Source organism: Empedobacter sp. GD03861, from assembly GCF_029840885.1.
GTDB lineage: Bacteria > Bacteroidota > Bacteroidia > Flavobacteriales > Weeksellaceae > Empedobacter > Empedobacter falsenii_B.
In genome coordinates, this window is sequence record NZ_JAOCDJ010000001.1 from 148633 (window position 1) to 169038 (window position 20406).

The following is a 20406-nucleotide window of genomic DNA, read 5'->3' on the forward strand; positions in this document are numbered from 1 at the left end:
TTGTTAAAAGTATATCTTAAAAGTTATTTTACGTCTTGCATTAATTTACGAATAAATGGAGACAATACGATGACAATAACACCTGCAACTAAAGAGTAAATTGCCAATTGTTGATAACCATCTGTATAAGCCATTAATTTATCTGTTAAAGATGCTGTTGGACTTGGGTCTGACATTCCAGCTCCTAAGATTCCTGCTAAATATTGCCCGTAAGCAGATGCTAAGAACCATAATCCCATCATCATTCCTCCTAAGTGTTTTGGAGATAATTTTGTTACCATTGATAATCCAATTGGTGATAAACACAACTCTGCAATTGTAACTGCAAAATATGCTAATGCAAATATTTCTAATGATGATAATCCATTTTCGTCAGCAAAAAATCTTAAAGAATAGAAGATATAATAAGCCCCTGCTAACATCAAGAAAGCTAAACCAAATTTTACAACTGTGTTTGGCTCAATTTTCTTTTTCGCCATCCATAACCAAACTAAACCTAATAAAGGTGAGAAAATAATAACATACAATGAGTTTGCACTATTATTCACAATGTTTGGATCTAATGGAACGCTAAATAAAGTTGAATGTAAGTTTTTGTTTGCAAACAAAGCTAAAGAACCTCCTGCTTGCTCAAAAATTGCAAAGAATAAAATAGAGAACGTAATCATGATAAAAGCAGCGATAAACTTACTTTTTTCTTTAGAACTTGGTATTTTATATAATTGAATTAAATAATAAATAATTGCCAATGGTCCTACAATAAACATAAACATATCTGTGTATGCTGTATTATGAATCATGATAAAAATTAAAGGAATACAAACCAATGCTCCTACATATACGGCTACTTCTCTAATTAATCTTTTCTTAGGATCCATTTTTTCAAGTGGAGAATCTCCAATTGGTCCTAGCTCGTTACGGATAAATAAGAATAAAACAACTCCAATTATCATTACGATACCAGCCGCTAAGAAAGCATAATTCCAACCAACTTGTTTACCTAAATAAACACAAACTATACCTCCTAAAAATGCACCTATATTAATCCCTGAATAAAATAAACCGAATCCAGCATCACGTCTTGGATCATCAGCTTTGTACAGTTCTCCAACCATCGAAGAAATATTTGGTTTGAAAAAACCTGTTCCAATAATACTTAATGTAATTCCGTAATAGAAAAATTGATGAGGATCTGTTGCAATTAATAAGTTTCCTGCAACCATTACCAACCCTCCGAAGATTAATGATTTTTTGAATCCTAAGATTCTATCTGCAAAAATACCTCCGATAAAAGTAAATGCATAAACAAAAGCTTGGATTGCTCCATATTTTAAATTTGATTCTGCATCCGTTAATCCCAACATATCTACCATAAAAATGGCAAGAACTCCTCTCATTCCGTAGAAGCAGAAACGCTCCCACATTTCTACCATAAACAAATGCCAAAGCTGTTTTGGGTATTTCCCTTCAAAGTTTTGAATTTGCTCTAAAGTTAATTTTTGACTCATAATTTCTTTAACTAAGCGCTAATATATCATTTAGATTTTATTAGCAATCAACGAAAATAAAAAAAACCTCCGACAATGCAGAGGTTTTTTTTATTTAATGTATGATTTTTGTCAATTTGAATAATGTTTCATCTTATTCATTGGCGTATTCTAATAAATACAGCTTTTTTCTTACAAATTCTTCTTGATAAAGTTTGTCATTTTACGGTAAAGCTGAATACGCGTGTTTCCACCATAAATCCCGTGATCTTTATCGGTATAAATTGCCATATCAAAATCTTTGTTCGCTTGTACCAACGCTTCCGATAATTCGAATGTGTTTTGTGGATGCACATTATCATCAGCAGAACCAGAAATTAATAAGAAATTACCTTTTAAGTCATTTGCATAATTAATTGGTGAATTATCGTCATAACCAGCTGCATTTTCTTCTGGTGTACGCATAAAACGCTCTGTATAAACAGAATCATAATAACGCCAATTCGTTACAGGAGCAACTGCAATCGCCGCTTTGAACACATCATTCCCTTTGAATAATACATTCGAAGCCATGAATCCTCCGTAAGACCAACCCCAAATTCCGATACGAGATTTATCTACATAAGGTAAATTACCAATCTCTTTCGCCGCAGCAATTTGATCCTCTACCTCATATTTCCCTAATTGCAAATATGTTTGTTTCTTGAAAGCTTCTCCTTTGTATCCCGTTCCACGACCGTCAACACAAAAAACGATGTAACCTTCTTGCGCCAACATCATGTGCCAATAATCATTCGAGTTGAAATAAGCATTGTTTACATTCTGAGAACCTGGTCCAGAATATTGATACATCAAAACTGGGTATTTTTTGTTTGGATCAAAGTTTTTTGGTTTGATTACATACGCATTCAATTCATTTCCTGCTGCAGTTTTCAACACAAATAATTCTTTTGTTCCAATATTATCTGTAGTCAATTTATCTTTTAAAGAAGTATTGTCAACGATAACACCCAAATCTTTTCCAGATTTAGATTCTACTAAACTAATTGTTTTTGGAGTTGTTGTATTCGAAAAAGTGTTAATAAAATACGTAAAATTCTTACTGAAAGCAGCCGAATTTGTTCCATTATTTTTCGTCAACATTGTAGTTTTCTTACCATCTAAACTAACCGAAGAAATTTGTCTTTCTGTCGAAATACGTTTTCCATTATTCGAGTTAGATTGATAATAAAGTGTTTTATTACCAGGATTATACCCATAGTAATTCGTTACCTCCCAATCTCCTTTCGTCACTTGATTGATTAACTTTCCGCTATCTGCATAATGGTAAATATGGTTATTTCCATCGCGCTCAGAAGTCCATAAGAACGAATTATCTGCTAAAAATTCTAACGTTAAATTATCCGTTTCAATCCACGCTTTATTTGTTTCTGTAAATAATTTATTTACTTTTTTGGTGTTGATATCATAAAATGAAACATCTACATTATTTTGGTGACGGTTAGACGTTACAACCGTTAATAAATTCGCTTTTGTAGAGAACTTAATTTTCGGAATGTAATAATTCTGAACTCCGCCTAAATTAACATTTGCAGTTGAGTTATTCTTCGTATCAAAAACATGTAACGAAACTTCCGAATTGTCTTGTCCTGCCTTTGGATATTTGTAACGTAATTCTTGTGGATAAAGATTATTGTGGTAAATCGGAATATTAATTTCTTTCACTTTCGATTCGTCAAAACGAACATAAGCCAACGAAGTTCCATCAGCATTCCAATCAAAATTTCTTACGAAACCAAACTCTTCTTCATAAACCCAATCGTTGATCCCGTTGATAATATTATTCTTTTTACCATCAGTCGTAACTTGAGTTACTTTGTTCGATTTAAGATCTTGAATATATAAATTATTCTCAAAAGCAAAAGCTACTTTAGACGCATCTGGTGAAAACAAAGGCTCTTGAATTCCTTTTCCATCAAATAACAATACTTTCGATTTTGTTTGCGTATCATACACTTCAAACTTTGCAGTAAACGAATGACGATAAATTTGATGCGAATTCGTTTGTAATAAAACGTAACGCTCATCAGAACTAAATTCATAGCCTTCAAACTTTCCAGGAACGACAACTACATCAGAAGTCTGACCTTTTTTCAATGTCGATTCGTACGAACGTTTTACCAATCCGTCTTTTGTCAAGATTGTATAATTTTCTCCATCGTTCAATGAGTTCACTCCGTACAATGTATTTTCGCGGTATTTTCCGCCATATATCCCTTCAATGGTTATTTGTTGTGCATAAGAATAAGCGCCCATCGCAAGGACAGCCAAACTTAAAATAAATTTTTTCATATTAATTTTCTAATCATGTGAGTTCAAACAATCAAATATAAACAATTCTATTTTCTCAAATAACACATTTCCTCGAATAATCCATTATAATCGTTCATATAAACGAAAAACTCTTCACTATTTTATATTTTAAACAATTTACAGATAATCGTATTTCATCATTTTTATCAAGAATATTATTAATTCAATCAAAACAATTTAAAATAATCAAATATTTGTAATATAATCATTTAAACAATACAAATTACATTTTTCACAAAAAGTGACCACAAATGTCCGGTTTTGTCCACATTTGTCCACTTCTGTCCTCCAGTATTTTTATCAACAATATGTTTTAGTTAATTGAAACTCCTATACAAACCTCTGTATATCTATGTTTCACATCATATCGAAAAATAGCTCATTTTACTCTTGTTCGACCATCGTTCGACCTTTGTTCGACCGTCCTTCGACGAACTTGCGGAAAAATGCACCTTTGCGAGGACAATGGTCGAAGAACGGTCGAAGAAAACACGAATAAACTCTATAGAGAGTTATAAAAAAAATAATAACGTTGCAGTAAAAAATTAGTACGAAAGAAAAATAATTTTGTCTGATATGAATACCTTCACTCAACGATTAAATGCTTCTTTCAGAGCATTTTAAATTACAAACTTGTTTGTTCAAAACTGCACTCTCACAATATCAAAGTTTTAAGCCATTTCAAAAAGGTGTATAATATTGATTATGTTTAGTAGATGATTAATTAAAAAATAATTTTCAATATTTTGTTATTTAATTCTTTCTTACTATTATTGAGTTAATTAACATTAATCAAACTACTTATGAAAAAATTATTATTATTTATTATAGTGTTATCTCTCAATTTTATTACTTCTTGTGTAGAAGAAGATAATTATACTAAACAGATGAGTTCAGAAAAAGAGCTTTTAAAAAGAGAGGTGATTTCATTATCGGCCATGAATAAACAGCTTTCTCAACAAAATTTTACATCACCTGTTTTAGCTAATAAAAATAATTTAGATTCTTTTATAACTGAAATGGACACTCTGAATATTATTAAATTTTCAACGGATTCAATAACTTCTTATACAATAAAAATTAAAACAAAAGAAAGTTCCAATTCAATATTTAGTAACTTAATTATAAAAGTAAAAAATAATAAAATAAACGAATATATAGTCAATTATTCACCTTCTGAAAATTGGTTAAATTCTTACAGAAATGGTATAAAACTTCCATATAAAGGTAACATTGAAATCACAGATAAAAATGGTAATAAAACAGCAAGTAAAGCCAGTGAGAATTGCACTTGGCACTTAGAAGCAGTTATTGCAAATGACTGTGGTTGTCTTGGTGCTGATTATATTGCTGGTTATGTTTTAGTCATTACATGTCCTGGCGGGAGTGGTGGAGGAACTGGTTCAGGAGGCAGCTCTGGAGGAGGGATAGGCTCAGGCGGTAGCTCTGGAAGTGGTGATGGTTCAGGAGGAGGAACAGGAGGCGGTGGTAGTATAATACCTCCTGATGGTTTACCTACAGAGCCTATATTTTATAGTATAGACACTCAACGACTTGCTACATATATTTATCTTGATGATTTTGAAAAACAATGGTTAACCGATAATCCAATAATTACAGATATATTATTACAATTACTAAAACTAAATAATTATTCTGATCAATCTAAAAACCAAATAAGATGGACTATATCTTATTTAACATCAAATTATGATGCTGGATTATATTTTAGCCAAAATCCACAGGATTTACCAATTTTATTTTCATTGGGTACAGATTTCTTTAATCAAAATCCTAATATTAGTTGGGATTATTTAGAAAATTGGTTTTTCAAAAAACAATTAGAGACAGAGAGCCATCCTGTAATAAATCCAGATTTAATTACTTTTGACACTCCTATTCAACAAGCTTCATTACCTAGTTTTAATACTTTTTTAAGTAACTTTCCCAAAAATGGAACTTATCCAAATTACACTGAATTATTAACTTCTGACGCGTATAAACTAGCTGGAGGATCTCTTTGGGATAGTCATTTAAACCAGAGAGAAGCATATAACAATGCTTGTGCTATCAGAGGTTCTAGAGGTTTATTATATTCAGGTTTTGATATTCCTGTACTTCGTTATAATGGAACACAAAGAACTCAAAAAGGAGGAGATGGGAAAAACTATATATTAGATGCGGTTTCTTTCAATAAATTTATGATTCAAAAGTTCGGAGATACACCTCATAAATTAGAAGGAGCTGATGCTAATGATCCCAAAAAAGTAGCTGATTTACTAAAAAATAAAAATGGTATATATGTAATTATAAACGACAAGTACCCTTCTCAAATCCATTATTCTGGTCATGTTGATACTATCATAAATGGTAAATGTATAGGAGGCGCTTATACTACTCCTAATGGAGGTGTTAAATCAATAAGAATTTGGGTTTTAAATTAATTTTTTATGAAAAATCTAATATTTTGTTTTTTTATTTTATTTTTCTTCCTTTTTATAAAAGGAAATGCTCAATGTAATTTAGAAAAGTTTACTTTAATACGTACAGATACTATTGCTTCGGAAAACTATACTTTGGTTGCGGAAGATGGAATAATAAAAAAACTAGATCCTAATAAATACATTGTTAGTCTCACGTATCATGAAAATTCATATTTTGCTACTTTTTCAATAAAAGGAAAAAAAGGATGGAATGCTATAGATTTTAATGAAAATATTCTATTTGAAGTATATAATATTATTTCTAATGAACCTTCGCCAGATTATTTAATTGAAAATAGAATCAGAATTATTGGAAAAAATAAAAAAATAGGTTTTGCAAACGATTGTGGTAAAATTATTATAAAACCTATTTTTGATTATGCTACAAGCTTTAATAATGGTTATGCTATTGTAGGTAAAAAATGTCCTGATTCCAGTAATAAATGTAATCAATATGGATATATAAATAAAAATGGCAAAATCATTAAAATAGGTAACTATACTTTTGACCAAATACAAAAAGAAATTAATTGGAAAGACATCAATCAAGATTAATTTCTAAAATCTTATAACACCTTTTATGTTAAGTAAAAGGTGTTTTTTATATTTTAGAATATCAATTTTCAAGTGGATATTTTCTTCAAAAAGTTATAGTACAATAACTAATTCTACATTTATTGTGTTTAACCAAATCCACTACTCTACTAAATCGTTAAAAATTAATCAAAAAACAGAAGAAGTATCTTATAACATTCAAAACGTTTGTACTTTTGTCTTATAAAAAAATATCCAATATGAAGCATCAAGCAGTAGAAGGTTTTTCGAAATTATCGAAAGAAGGAAAAATTGAATGGGTTGTCAATGAATATTTGAATGGCGATGAAAAAGCAATTCAAATCATGAAACAATATTGGAATGATGATGCAGATTTACAAAAACTGCACGACGAATTTTCAGAAAATACAGTTTCTAATTTCTATATGCCGTTTGGTTTAGCACCAAACTTTTTAATCAACGACGAATTATATGCCATTCCAATGGCTGTTGAAGAGTCGTCTGTTGTTGCTGCGGCTTCTAAAGCTGCGAAGTTTTGGCAAACACGTGGTGGTTTCAAAACAACTATTTTATCCACAACAAAATTGGGTCACGTTCATTTTATGTACGAAGGCGACAAAGAAAAGTTACAAAATGCATTTGAAACAACGATTAAAAATCAATTAATCGAAACGACAAATGATATCACCAAAAACATGCGTGCGCGTGGTGGTGGTATTTTAGCTTTGGAATTAATTGATAAAACTGCTGATTTAGAAAACTATTATCAAATAAAAGCGTCTTTCGAAACAATGGATTCGATGGGTGCAAACTTTATCAATTCTTGTTTAGAACAATTTGCCAAAACATTACGCAACGAGATAGAAGCTGATTCTACTTTTACAGATGATGAAAAAGATTCAGTTCAAATCGTGATGTGTATTTTATCGAATTATACGCCAGATTGTATTGTTCGTGCAGAGGTTTCTTGTCCTGTTGAGCAATTGGCAGAAGGAAATGTAACGTCAGAAGAGTTTGTAGAAAAGTTTTCGCGCGCTGTTCGCATTGCAGAAATAGAACCATATCGTGCAACAACGCATAACAAAGGAATTATGAACGGAATTGATGCAGTTGTCATTGCAACAGGTAACGATTTCCGTGCTGTAGAGGCTTGTGCGCATACGTATGCCGCAAAAGATGGTCAATATTCTTCATTAACACATTGCGAAGTAAAAGATGGTATTTTCCGTTTTTGGATTGATTTACCAACTGCTCTTGGAACAATTGGTGGATTGACAGCTTTGCATCCTTTAGTAAAATTAGCGATGGGAATTCTTGGAAAACCAAATGCTAAAGAATTGATGGGGTTTGTTGCTGTTGCTGGATTAGCGCAAAACTTTGGTGCGTTGCGCTCTTTGGTTACAACTGGAATTCAGAAAGGTCACATGAAAATGCACTTGATGAATATCTTAAATCAGTTAGAAGCAACAGAAGAAGAAAAGAAATATTTTGTCAATTATTTTAAAGATAAAACGGTTTCACATCACAATGTTATCGAAGAATTTTGCAGATTACGTGGTGTAAAAAATGTAGAAGATATTAAAAAAGATAAATAATCTAACAAATGCGAATTTGGTCTGTTCATCCGAAGTATCTCGATGCAAAAGGAATTGTAGCGCTTTGGCGCGAAACGCTTTTGGCAAAAAATGTTTTGGAAGACAATACAAAAGCCGTTATAAAAATCATCCGCAATTAATTCGCTTCAAAGCTGTCGAAAAACCGCTTGAAGCGATTAATCAATATTTGACAGAAATTTGGGACGAAGCCACAAGACGAGGATATAATTTTGACCGAAATAAAATTGATTTTGATTTTACAAAGATTAAAATTGAGGTTACAACAGGTCAAATGCAATATGAATTCAACCATTTATTAAAGAAGTTAGAACAAAGAGATCCTGAGCGATTCAAACAATTTGAAAACCTCAAAATGGTTGATTGCGCGGAGATTTTTGAAGTAAAAGAAGGAGAGATAGAAAAATGGGAGATCATTTCTTAGAAGAATATTTTGCGAAAGCAAAAGAAAAACAACTCGAACACAAAAAGTTTTTGGAGAAGTTGAAGAAGAAACCACCTAAAAACTTGGATCAGAAAATGGAAGAAATCCACGAAGATGTTTTCAATCGTATTGATTGTCTTTCTTGCGCGAATTGTTGCAAAACAACTGGTCCACTTTTTACACAAAAAGATATTGAGCGTTTAGCGCATGTTTTTCGAATCAAACCAAGTCAATTTATTGATAAATATTTACGAATTGATGAAGATAACGACTACGTTTTACAGCAGTTGCCTTGTCCTTTTTTGGATAGTGATAACTATTGTTTGGTGTACGAAGATCGTCCGAAAGCATGTCGAGAATTCCCACATACCGATCGCAAAAAGTTTTATCAAATAAATCATTTAACGATAAAAAACACATTGATTTGTCCAGCAACTTATGAAGTTGTCGAACAAATGCAGAAAGAAATAAAAGTATAAATGGATACACTCTTAAAAATAATCGCATTTATTATGTTGATATTTCCGACAATTTATCAAGGAATTGCTGGATTTAGAACCAAAGATGCTACTGTTGTAAAAAAAATTGCTTGGCGCGCCGTTTTGATGCAAATCATGGGAACGCTTTTGGCTTATTTTATCTTCATAAAAATTGGTCAAGACAAACAAGTTGCCATTTATGTTGGCTTTATGTTTTTTACGTCGCTTGCAATTTTAGTGCTGATTCAAAACATTTTGATTTACTTAAAAAATAATAGTAATAATTAAAACGTCGTCTATGAGCGACGTTTTTTTAATATCATTAAGCTAATAAATTAACGTATTGTTCTGCTTTTTCGGTTAGTTTAGTTTTTACTTGATCATAATTTGAATCAAAAAAACTTCGTAATCTGAACTTTGATTTTTTGGTTTGAATAGTTAGAATTTGATTGCGATTCAAGCGAAAAATGTCTTCTTCTTCGTACAAATAATAAATTGCTCGATATGGAATTTCATCTTTTTTGAAAATTGTTCTGATTTCGAACGTTTCTTCTTTTAACGTAAATAAGGTCAAATTAAACGTTAAATCGTATAAAATAGACATCGATGCAAGTAAAGAAATCATGAAAACGCCAATGCGTAAAAAAGGTTCGTCTATCCAAAAATTTCCTCCAAACCAAAAAGCTTTGACAAACGTGAAGTTAACCATCATTAATAATAGAAAAATGATGACGAGAAGAAGTGTTTGCCAACTAAGTTTAGATTTTACCATCTCTCATTGGATTTGTACTAATTTACAATTTTTTTGAACAGGTTTAGAAAATTTTTCTACAAATAAGAAACCTCAGATAAATCTGAGGTTCATTATATTAAAAAAAATGTTATGTTATAAAATTTCAATACTAAAACTATGATTGAGATAATTGTTATAATCCAAGATTTATGCCAAACTGAATCATTTTACGATTATCAAATGTGTTATCTTTAAAATAATTGTTCAAATCTTTTCTTACAAAAACATCAATCAATCCTAAACCAATTGTTATTTCAGCTCCGTAGATAAAATTATTCACATTATAATTTCCACGTTCTTTGTTGCGAACACCATCTCCTTTGTAAATATTATTCGATGATAACAACGTTCCTCCATACATATATGCTGCGATATAGTGTTTTCCTTGCGGACGATATGCAAAATCTTCGGTAATATTTTTGACTTTCGAAAAGTTGTATTTAAATCCAACTGGAACCATAAAATAAGCCGAGCGCAACTTCGATTTGTCTAACGATTTGTCATGTTTTATTAAACCAACATCTCCATTTTCATCACGATTAAAACGCATATCATCGTCAATTCTGTAAGTTCTCCAAGAGAATAGTGCTCCTGCTAAAAAGTTAACTGGACTCGTTAAGGATAATTGTCTTTCGTACATTAAACCTGCCGTAATATTACTTGAAAACTTTTCGTGTTTGTTCAATTCTTCGTCTTTTTTACCTGTAAACGCCATGTATCCAAAAGAAGCATAACCGTTAATTTGATTCGCAATTCGGTAACGTTTCGTCACATCTTGTTTTGTTTTTGGCGTAATTGGATCTTCGCCATTCATAATCGAAAATGCAACTTGTTGTTTGATGATATCATCTAAGTTAAAATTCACTTCCTGAATACGATCATTTATCGTTCCCGAATACACATTTGCAATCGCTTCTTTCTTCGCTGTAGCCTCAGAAGCATTCAGTTTTCCTTCTGCTAATTCTTTGTCAACTGCCGCAATTTTCTTTTCCATTGCAGATTTTTCTTCCTGCACAATTTGACGAATCACTAACGTAAATTCGCTGATGCGATCTTTTACAATTGGACTGATTTTTTCGTCATTTTTATCATTCAAATCAAATGTAAATTTTTGAGCATATAGTGATGTAGCTGATAAGCATAATAATCCTGCTACGATAAGTTTTTTTATCATAATCTTGCTAATTTTGGGATATTAATGTTTTACTTGAAGCCGATAGAAACCACGCGCGATTGGTTTGACTCCTTTAGATTTTCCTTATTTTCGATCGAATACAACAACATATTTGGATCTACAAAATTCTTCTTCTTTTTGTTCACTTTTACAGAATCTAATGTTGTGTTAGCTGCAATATTTTTCTTTGGTTGAGCTTCTGATTTTAAATCTTCTTTCTTCTCTACAATAGGTTCTTTCTTCGTTGGAAAAGCCATTTCAACTTGTTGAGATTCTTCGTTTATTGCCACTTGAACTTTACCATGCTGAATTGGTTTCTTCTCTTCTTGTGGTTGGGCTTCAATTTCTTTAGAAGAATCAATCTTTTCATTATTCGCTAAAATAGATTCTGAAGAGTGAATTGTATTCGAATCTAATTGAACTTTTTCAGAATTACTTTTTTCTTGATGATTTACCAATTCTTTTGGTTCATCATTTTTAGATTGATTCGTAAATAAATAAACAGACGTAGTAACTGTAAATAACGCCACAACCGCAGCAGATAACCACCATTTGTAGTTTGATTTTTGTGGTGATGGAGCGACATCCATACGAGCCTGAATTCTGTCCCACGCATCGTGCGAAGGTTTTAGCTCACGATTTTCTAAATCGTTTTTTATATAGTTTGATATTTTATCGTTGTTTTTCATTTGTCATTTTCTTTTTACTTAGAACAATTTCTTTCAGTTTTGCCTTTGCTCGAAACAATTGCGTTTTGCTGGTCGATACCGAAATATTGAGCATTTCTGCAATTTCTTGATGCGAATAATCTTCGAGAATATGAAGATTAAACACCAGTCTATAAGGTTCTGAAAGTTGATCTAACACGTCTTGCACATTAAAATTTAACCATGTTTCTTCTACTTCTTCATCTGCTTCATCATAATTAGAAACTCTTACATCATCAACATAAATCAATGTTTTATTTGCACGTAAAAAAGTTAAACATTCGTTGACCATAATTCGACGCATCCAACCTTCGAAACTTCCTTTATTTTGAAATTTCTCGATATGATTAAAGACTTTACAAAAACCGTTAATCATACAATCTTCTGCATAATGCATGTCTTCGATGTAACTTCTACAAACGCTCAGCATCTTTTTGGAGTTTTGTTCGTAGAGTTCTTTTTGCGCCAAAGCATCGTTCTTTTTTAGTCGTTCGACTAAAATTTCTTCTTTACTTTTTCGATTTAGTACAAATAATTTCACGTGTGTTAATTGCTTTCTTACTTAATAGACTCAAGGTTTGTAAAAAGGTTACAGAAAATTAAAAAAATATTTAAAATATTTAATAAAAAAAATCGTTCTCAGAAACAACAAGTTATAATAATGAATCTAAAAAAATTAGATTATTTCCTTATTTTCCTCAATATACTCATTATTCTTTTTATACCGTTTCTATTATCTAATGGTGGAATTGGAGAGGATTTTAATTATTACATCAATTTAGCTGATAAACTTCCTGCAGTAGAAGATAATTTATTTCCGTTAGGATTTCCATTGTTTCTACGTTTATTCAAAGAAATAACAAACGAATATTTTTACAGCTCGATACTTCTCAAGCTCATTTGTTTCTTATTTATTCTTTGGCATTCTTATAAAAAACAATTTTATTTTAGAGAAGTTCTTCTACTGATGTGTTTAAAATCTACCACTTGGATTTTTATATACCAATGTTCAGAATATATTGGTTTACCTTTTTTATACTTGTTTATTTATTCTATTCATCAATTGTTTTCTGATAAAATATCGAGTAAAAAATTTTTCATTACTGTTTCAATTTTAGGTTTTATCTTGTGCACAATTCGATATGCTAATGTATTTATTTTCATTTCTTCTCTACCATTTGTTTTCTTTTTAAAAGGTTATTCAGAAAGAATAAAATTTACCTTATTTAGCACAATTGTATGTATAGGAATGTTACTTTCTATTTATTTACTTTTTAATTATTTACATATTGGATCATTTGCTTCGGAAAGTAAACGAATAAATAATGAAACTGATCATTTTTGGAAAGACACTTACGTTGATTTCATTGGATTTATTAATCTTTCGAATCCTTTCTTTTATCTCAAAACTTTTGACTATACTACAAAAACAAAACTATTTCTTTCATTTATCTTTATTATAATCGATTTTATCTTTTGGTATATTAGTTTTCGATTACTTAAAAAAACAAAAAATATCTTCGTTAAATATTTAGTTATTGTAGCTATTTTAAATGGAATTATTACTTTTTTTGCTGCAATGGCTCAAGGAATCGAACCATTAGGAATTCGAATTCTTTTTAACTCTTCCTATTTGTTTTATTTTGCTTTGTTAATTGTTATTCGTGAAAACAACGTTTTATCAGATAAAATTTTATTTATCATTTGTTTATTAAGCTTAGTTTATAATTGTTGTTTTATTGTTAAAATTCCATCTAATTTTCTATTCTATAAACATGCTGTAGAAAAGGTTGCTCAAAACAAATCATCTCTTCCTAAATATTATTTTGATGATGACGAAAAAGTAATCGAAACAGTATATACAATTCCAATTATTAATAAAACATTTTATTATACACATGAGAATAAACAACCTAACTATATTTACAAGGCTATTCTAAGACTAATCAATCCTTCTATTATATTTTTAGACAAAGCCCCTCAAGAAAATAACTCTGAAATTATTTATAGTTCGGAGATAAACAATTTTATTGAACATAAAAAATCCGCTGATTGAGCGGATTTTTTAACTATTTCTGAAACGAATCTTTATTCAATTCGTATAATATTTTAAGACCTTTTATCGTGTGTAAACGATCATCAATATCAATTTTATCTGTCAACGATTTGTAAACACCGCCAACTCCTCCTGTCGAAATCACATAACATTGTTCTCCTTCTTCGGCATTGATACGATCGATCATTCCTTCAACCATACTCAAAAAGCCATAAACCATTCCTGATTGCATGCAAGATTCTGTATCAGATCCTAAAACAGTTTTAGGCGCTTTCAGTTCTACTGTTGGTAATTGAGCCGTTTCTCCTACCAATGAATTTAAGGCAGTTATAATTCCAGGAGCAATCACTACTCCACCGACATTTGCCGATTCGTCAATCCCTAAAAAAGTTAACGCAGTTCCAAAATCAATGACAATTTTTTTACCTTGATAATTTTGATAATGTGCAGCTACCGCATTCGCATATAAATCTGTTCCAATTTGGTTTGACTTATGCTTGATTGCTGATGGTGTATTACGATCCACAACCATTGGTTTGAACTTGTGAATTTTTTGTAAAGCAATCTTAACACTTGCTGTAAGTGGTGGAACAACCGAACCAATCACAATATCTGTAATATCATATTTCTCAATTCCGAAAGGTTCGTACATGTTCGAGAATTTTGCAAAAAATTCGTATTCGGTACGATAAGGTTTTGAATTGATTGTCCATGTAATAATCTCCGTTTCACTTTTGAAAACCGCGAAACGAAGATTAGTATTTCCAATATTTACTGCTAATAACATTATTTTGTAAATACGTTATTTTTATCATTTACATCTGCCAAACGTTTTGTTGGATCGATGGTAACTTGTTTAACTTCTTTTGAAACTTTAACGTCATATGTTGGTTTTGTCCAGAACCAATCTTCTAAAATCGTTCTTTTAGCACCTTGATATTCCACTAAATTTTCTGCTGGTTTTTCTCCACGCATTTCACGTAAAGGAATGTAAAATAATTCTTTCGAACCATCTGTATATTCTACCAATAAATCAATAGGCATTGCAAAATCTGATTTGTTTGCAATTGTGATTGTGTTTCCGTTTACAGCTTCTACAGCGTAATCAATTTTGCGTGTTGTGTTCAAGAATAAATTAAAATACCATTTAAGATTAATTCCAGAAACTTCTTCTGCTACACGTTTGAAATCATTCCCTGATGGATGTTTGAATTTCCATTGTTTATAGAATTCTAGGAATGTTTTGTTTAAATTATCATTTCCAATAATATATCCCAATTGAATTGCTAAAACTTGACCTTTGTAATACGCTTCTAAAGAGTATGCATAATTTGTATTATAATAGTCTGCTAATAAACTTGCAGGTTCTTCTTTACCAGAAAGTGCTAAATTAATATATCCTTTGTAGGCATCTGGATTTGGATTTGAAGGCATTACTTTTAATTTATCTACAACATTAAGGTGCGCCATTTGCTCTACATATGATGTAAAACCTTCGTCGAACCACTCGTTGTATGTTTCATTGATACCAAATAATTGTTGGTACCAAGAGTGAGCTGCTTCGTGGAAAATAGTTCCGATTAAGCTATTTAAATTACTTCCTCCAGCAATTAAAGTTGCAGTACCATATTCCATACCACCGTCACCACCTTGAATAATTGAATACGTTTTCCAAGGATATTCGCCAAAGTGTTCAGAATTATAATCGAAGAAACCTAATGCGTAAGGCATTGCTTGTTTCCATGCAGAAGATTTATCATTGTCTTGGTAAACTAAATATACTTCAACACCATGCTTTGATTTTGCATGTTCTACAATAAATTCTTTATCCGCAGCCCAAACAAAATCGTGAATATTTTCAGCTTTGAAATTCCAAGCTACTTTTCCATTCTTTGTTTTGATTGTTGGATTTTTTACATAACCTTTTACACTATTAGGGTCTTGTAATTCTCCCGAAGCTCCCACAACATAATCTTTATCGATGTTGATTGTAACATCAAAATTACCAAAAGGAGCAAAAAATTCGCGACCAACATATTCATCTAAATGCCAACCTTCAGGATCGAATTCTGCCATTTTTGGATACCATTGCGCCATAGAAAATTCTACACCATCTTTCGAATTACGTCCAGAACGACGAATTTGTTCAGGAACTTGCGCATTCCAAATCATATCGAAAGTAGAAGTTTGTCCTTCTGCAATTGGTTTTGCTAAAGTAACTTCTAAGATTGTTCCATCAACTTTATACGAAACGGCTTTACCGTCTTGCTTAAGAGAAGTCACTTTTTGATAACCGATTTGATCTGGTTTTAATTCAGAAATACGGCTAACATATTTTGGATTTTCTTTTGTTCCGACATTCGTTGCCATTCGTTTATCAGGATCTGGAATGTTTTGCAAACGATTATCCATCATACTTCCTGGTTGAAAAGCATTAAAATACAAATGAAAATAAACTTTATTCAGGCTTTGTCCTGAATTGTTCGTGTATTTCAATTGCATTTTTCCATCGTATTGATATGCTTTTTCTTTCATATCAACATCAATCTTATAATCTACCTTTTGTTGCCAATATCCTTTGCGTTGCGCAAAAGCAAATTGTACCAAACAAAGGCAAATTAGTAAAGTAAATTTTCTCATTTCTAACTAATCATTAAACTTTAATCTCTCAAAAATACGAAAAAGCTTGAAACAAGTCAGTTTTGTTTCAAGCTTTTGATTACTTTAAACAACCAAACTCTAATCTTATCAAATCTAATAATTCTTTTATCGATATTAATTCATCAACATTTGGATAATATTCGAGATAGTTCTCTGGATTATAATAATGAATCGTATTTTTTTTATTGTTACTATTAATCAAAATGTAATAACTTACTCCATCAAGAATCGATGTTTTCTTTTTCGTGTTTACGATACTTCCTTCTTCTATAGAATATTGATTTGATTTATTTTTTAGCTTATAGCTTATTTTATCAAAATCTGGCAAGTATAAAATATCTGTATCTAAAATTTTAAACCAAATTAATTCAAGATTACTCAAAGAGTTTAATTTCTCTTTAACAATTCTAATTTTAGTTACATTATCAATTGTTCCTGCTTTTGTTTGATACAGTTCTGCTTTCCAATAATCATCTTTAACATTATAAAGACGAAACATTTCTAAACCTGTCGATGTAGCGTATTTTTTATAAATTCTAATTTCATTTTCATGCAATTTCAATGAATCAATTTTCAATATTCGATTTAATTCTTCAATTTGTTGAGAGAATAATATTGAATGCAAACAAAATACTATAATCGATAAAGTTATCTTCATAAAATTAATTGAACATTTTAGAATGTTAATATACTAAAAAAAGCTCGTGTCAAGTACTTGACACGAGCTTTTAAATAATAAATAATAAAAAACTATATAATAATCATTCTACAATTACCACATTGGCGTTTGCAAAAACGAAGATAATATTCCTGGAAAAATTCCCATCACAATTAAGATAACCATTCCGATGATTAAAAGGAAATTCGTTAATCCGTCTTGTGTTTTTAATTTGTTTTTTCCTTTTTTGAAATACATATAGTTGATGATTTTGAAGTAATAATACATACTCAAAACTGCCATAACCAATGCAATTACAATCAAAAATAGGTTTTTATCGTTTGTTCCTCCAATACTTAATGCCATAAATTTAGCGAAGAAACCTCCTGTTAATGGAATACCTGCTAACGAAATCAAAGAAATTGTCATCGCTGCAGCCAGAACTGGATTTGCTTTTCCTAAACCAATGAAACTTTCAAATTTTGGATTTTTGAATTGATCAATCGTATAGAAAATAATGAAATTCGCAACCGAATAAGCAATCGTATAGAACATCAAAGCCTCTTTAGATGATGAATTGATGTTAAACAAAACAAATAACATGAAACCTGCTTGCGCGATTGATGAATAAGCCATCAAACGTTTGACAGATTTTTGAGAAATTGCTCCGAAGTTTCCGATAAATAACGTCAAAATGATGATTGACGCAAATAATAAACGGTAATATTCGGCATATTCTACATTTGTTGGGAATGATTTTAAGACTAAAATAAATCCTAAAAACGACCCTCCTTTGATGATTGTCGACATAAACGATGTAAACACAGTTGGTGTTCCGTCGTAAACGTCTGGTGTCCATGCGTGGAAAGGTGCCGCAGAAACTTTGAAACAAAATGCAAAGATGATTAGACACCATCCTGCGTAATAAATTGTTTCGAAATCTTTGTTATAGTTCACCAATTGATCAACCATAAAAGTTCCTGTTGCGCCATACAAAAATGTTACACCTAACATCAAAATTCCTGTTGAGAAAGCTCCCATCAAGAAATATTTTACAGAAGCTTCTGTACTTCTAAGACTTTCTTTGTTTGTTCCTGCAATAATGTACATTGGAATTGACATTAATTCGATTCCTAAGAACATAATTACCAAGTTGTGGAATTGTGCTAGAACTGCGATTCCAACGAAAGAGAAGAAAATTAAGGCATAATATTCCGCCACATGTTTTCCTACTTTTCCAAACGAATCTTTGTTCAACAATAAGTAAAAAATTGCCAATCCCGCCAATGCGATAAAGAACGAAACGCCGTAAAGCGACTGTCCAATCATGTTATCGAATTTTCCTGCGAACATTGAGCAACCTTTCAAATCGAAAATTCCTCCTACAATCATTCCGAAAAACAGAACAACAGAAAGTATATTTAAGGCACGATTATTTTTGATGTAGAATCCACTAAACATCAAAATAATACCTGAAAGTGCTGATAAAATAATCGTATTCATATCTATTTATTCAAAAATGATTAATGTGCTAATAAATTAAAAATTGGTGTTGGATAAACTCCTAAAATAATCACGATGATTGCGATTACTGATAAAACTGCAATTGGTCCAAAACCTCCTTTTTGAGCATCTTTTTGTTTGATGTTTTTCACTTCTCCAAACAATAATGCGCTTGATAATCTCAACGTATAAACGGCAGATAAAATAACACCTAAACAAGCTACTACACATAAAACTGGATTGTGTGTAAATAATGCTGAAAGCATCATAAACTCTCCAATGAATGAACTTGTCAATGGTAATGCTACGTTTGCTAAACCGAATATCATGAATAAGATAGATAATGTTGGATCAACTTTCGCTAAACCACCAATCGATTTAATATCTGTCAAATCATATTTTCTTTCCATAATATCTACACATAACCATAATCCTAAAACAACTAAACCATGTGAAAACATTTGAAAATAAGCTCCTGTTACACCATTTGCTAATTCTGAAAATATAGAAACAAAAATTAAAGCTAAGTGAGCAATCGAGCTATATGCAATAATTTTCTTTACATTTTTTGCACTCAAAGCGATTAACGAAGCATAAACTAATCCGAAAATTGCGATGTACGTAATGTATTTGAACAATTCAGAAATCGTTGGGAACATTCCTAAATACCAAGTAACCACTGCAAATAATCCCATTTTTGCCATCAAAGCTGAAAGTACAACTGTTAATGGAGTTGGAGATGTTTTGTAGATGGTTGGTTGCCATGTGTGAAATGGAAAGATTGGAATTTTAATCACAAAAGCGATTAAGAATAACAATGCCAACGCTGTATTTGTTGAATAATGCGGTCCTGTAACTTGTACAACATCTGTTAATAAAAATGATGCTGGTTGTAAGAAAAATCCGATGTAAATAATTCCTCCTAACATAAACATCGATCCTAAAATCGTATATAAGAAGAATGTCATATTTGCGCGAATTTTGTCTTTTCCAATTCCAAATAATCCGATTAAGAAATAAACTGGAATTAAGACAACTTCCCAGAAGAAATAGAATAAAATTAAATCTTCTGCTAAGAAAACTCCGTTTAATCCTGCTAAAGTGATTAACAATAATCCATAGAATGTATTGCTATATTTTTGTTTTGTTGTTGATAAATAAACAAAAAGAGCTAAGTAAGTAAGGTTAGTTAATAGAATCATTAATCCTCCCAAACCTTGAGCATTTAACGCGAAATAAGTTTTAACGCTGTTGAAATTGAACCATTGTGTTTGAAACGTTAACTCGTTGTTTCCACCTTTGCAAGTGATAAACAAGTACAACGCCAACAACGCTCCACCAACGAATGCTCCTAACCATCTTTGTGGTTTTTGACCTTGCATTAATAGCATAAAAACTCCTACTATTAATGGTAAAATGATAAATAAAGATAAAAGCATT

The 20406-nt window shown here is 31.0% G+C and carries 18 protein-coding genes; 7 read left to right on the plus strand and 11 right to left on the minus strand.

What is annotated here, in order from left to right; all coding sequences use genetic code 11:
* Nucleotides 1-23: 23 nt before the first annotated feature.
* Entirely contained in the window at nt 24-1508 is a 1485-nt protein-coding gene (locus N5D03_RS00735) for a peptide MFS transporter (protein ID WP_219034009.1), read from the minus strand.
* A 171-nt stretch (nt 1509-1679) separates the two neighbouring features.
* The gene (locus tag N5D03_RS00740) at nt 1680-3839 is read right to left on the minus strand and encodes a S9 family peptidase (protein WP_280050673.1); all 2160 of its coding nucleotides are present in this window, start codon (nt 3837-3839) and stop codon (nt 1680-1682) included.
* An 824-nt stretch (nt 3840-4663) separates the two neighbouring features.
* On the opposite strand from N5D03_RS00740, the gene N5D03_RS00745 reads away from it, so the two are divergent.
* The 6 genes from N5D03_RS00745 to N5D03_RS00770 all read left to right on the plus strand — a co-directional run bounded on the left by N5D03_RS00745 (nt 4664) and on the right by N5D03_RS00770 (nt 9702).
* Nucleotides 4664-6304 (plus strand): type VI secretion system amidase effector protein Tae4, encoded by a 1641-nt coding sequence (locus tag N5D03_RS00745; RefSeq protein ID WP_280050674.1) that lies wholly within the window; start codon nt 4664-4666, stop codon nt 6302-6304.
* A 6-nt stretch (nt 6305-6310) separates the two neighbouring features.
* Nucleotides 6311-6898 carry a WG repeat-containing protein gene (locus N5D03_RS00750; protein ID WP_280050675.1) on the plus strand — a complete coding sequence of 196 codons (588 nt, stop codon included), beginning with the start codon at nt 6311-6313 and terminating at the stop codon, nt 6896-6898.
* A 239-nt stretch (nt 6899-7137) separates the two neighbouring features.
* Nucleotides 7138-8493, plus strand: coding sequence for a hydroxymethylglutaryl-CoA reductase (locus tag N5D03_RS00755; protein WP_038333300.1), 1356 nt, complete (start codon nt 7138-7140; stop codon nt 8491-8493).
* A 64-nt stretch (nt 8494-8557) separates the two neighbouring features.
* Entirely contained in the window at nt 8558-8935 is a 378-nt protein-coding gene (locus N5D03_RS00760; protein ID WP_280050676.1) for a pyrimidine dimer DNA glycosylase/endonuclease V, read from the plus strand.
* Entirely contained in the window at nt 8917-9414 is a 498-nt protein-coding gene (locus N5D03_RS00765; RefSeq protein ID WP_280050677.1) for a YkgJ family cysteine cluster protein, read from the plus strand. The genes N5D03_RS00760 and N5D03_RS00765 overlap by 19 nt, the downstream gene beginning before the upstream one ends.
* On the plus strand, nt 9415-9702 hold the full coding sequence (locus N5D03_RS00770) for a hypothetical protein (RefSeq protein WP_280050678.1): 288 nt from the start codon (nt 9415-9417) through the stop codon (nt 9700-9702).
* A gap of 34 nt (nt 9703-9736) precedes the next feature.
* On the opposite strand, the gene N5D03_RS00775 is transcribed toward N5D03_RS00770, so the two are convergent.
* From N5D03_RS00775 to N5D03_RS00790, 4 genes are all read right to left on the minus strand, one after another.
* Nucleotides 9737-10186, minus strand: coding sequence for a hypothetical protein (locus N5D03_RS00775; protein WP_147280029.1), 450 nt, complete (start codon nt 10184-10186; stop codon nt 9737-9739).
* Nucleotides 10187-10340: 154 nt separating this feature from the next.
* Entirely contained in the window at nt 10341-11381 is a 1041-nt protein-coding gene (locus tag N5D03_RS00780) for a PorT family protein (RefSeq protein WP_280050679.1), read from the minus strand.
* Between the two features lie 29 nt (nt 11382-11410).
* Nucleotides 11411-12070 carry a hypothetical protein gene (locus N5D03_RS00785; RefSeq protein ID WP_280050680.1) on the minus strand — a complete coding sequence of 220 codons (660 nt, stop codon included), beginning with the start codon at nt 12068-12070 and terminating at the stop codon, nt 11411-11413.
* Nucleotides 12054-12629, minus strand: a complete 576-nt coding sequence (locus N5D03_RS00790) for a sigma-70 family RNA polymerase sigma factor (RefSeq protein ID WP_221854706.1) — start codon at nt 12627-12629, stop codon at nt 12054-12056. Before N5D03_RS00790 ends, N5D03_RS00785 begins: the two co-directional genes overlap by 17 nt.
* 120 nt (nt 12630-12749) lie before the next feature.
* Here N5D03_RS00790 and N5D03_RS00795 point away from each other — a divergent pair, with 120 nt between their 5' ends.
* Nucleotides 12750-14144: a hypothetical protein gene (locus N5D03_RS00795; protein ID WP_125348906.1), complete on the plus strand. Its 1395-nt coding sequence runs from the start codon at nt 12750-12752 to the stop codon at nt 14142-14144.
* Nucleotides 14145-14157: 13 nt separating this feature from the next.
* On the opposite strand, the gene N5D03_RS00800 is transcribed toward N5D03_RS00795, so the two are convergent.
* The 5 genes from N5D03_RS00800 to N5D03_RS00820 form a co-directional block, all read right to left on the minus strand.
* A complete protein-coding gene (locus N5D03_RS00800) occupies nt 14158-14931 on the minus strand; it encodes a type III pantothenate kinase (RefSeq protein WP_038333330.1) in 774 nt (257 codons plus the stop codon).
* Nucleotides 14931-16784: a M1 family metallopeptidase gene (locus N5D03_RS00805; RefSeq protein WP_280050681.1), complete on the minus strand. Its 1854-nt coding sequence runs from the start codon at nt 16782-16784 to the stop codon at nt 14931-14933. Before N5D03_RS00805 ends, N5D03_RS00800 begins: the two co-directional genes overlap by 1 nt.
* Before the next feature lie 79 nt (nt 16785-16863).
* Nucleotides 16864-17463: a hypothetical protein gene (locus tag N5D03_RS00810; RefSeq protein WP_180905455.1), complete on the minus strand. Its 600-nt coding sequence runs from the start codon at nt 17461-17463 to the stop codon at nt 16864-16866.
* 114 nt (nt 17464-17577) lie between these two features.
* Nucleotides 17578-18966 (minus strand): NADH-quinone oxidoreductase subunit N, encoded by a 1389-nt coding sequence (locus N5D03_RS00815; RefSeq protein WP_280050682.1) that lies wholly within the window; start codon nt 18964-18966, stop codon nt 17578-17580.
* 20 nt (nt 18967-18986) lie between these two features.
* On the minus strand, nt 18987-20405 hold the full coding sequence (locus N5D03_RS00820) for an NADH-quinone oxidoreductase subunit M (protein ID WP_038333343.1): 1419 nt from the start codon (nt 20403-20405) through the stop codon (nt 18987-18989).
* Nucleotide 20406 lies beyond the last annotated feature (1 nt).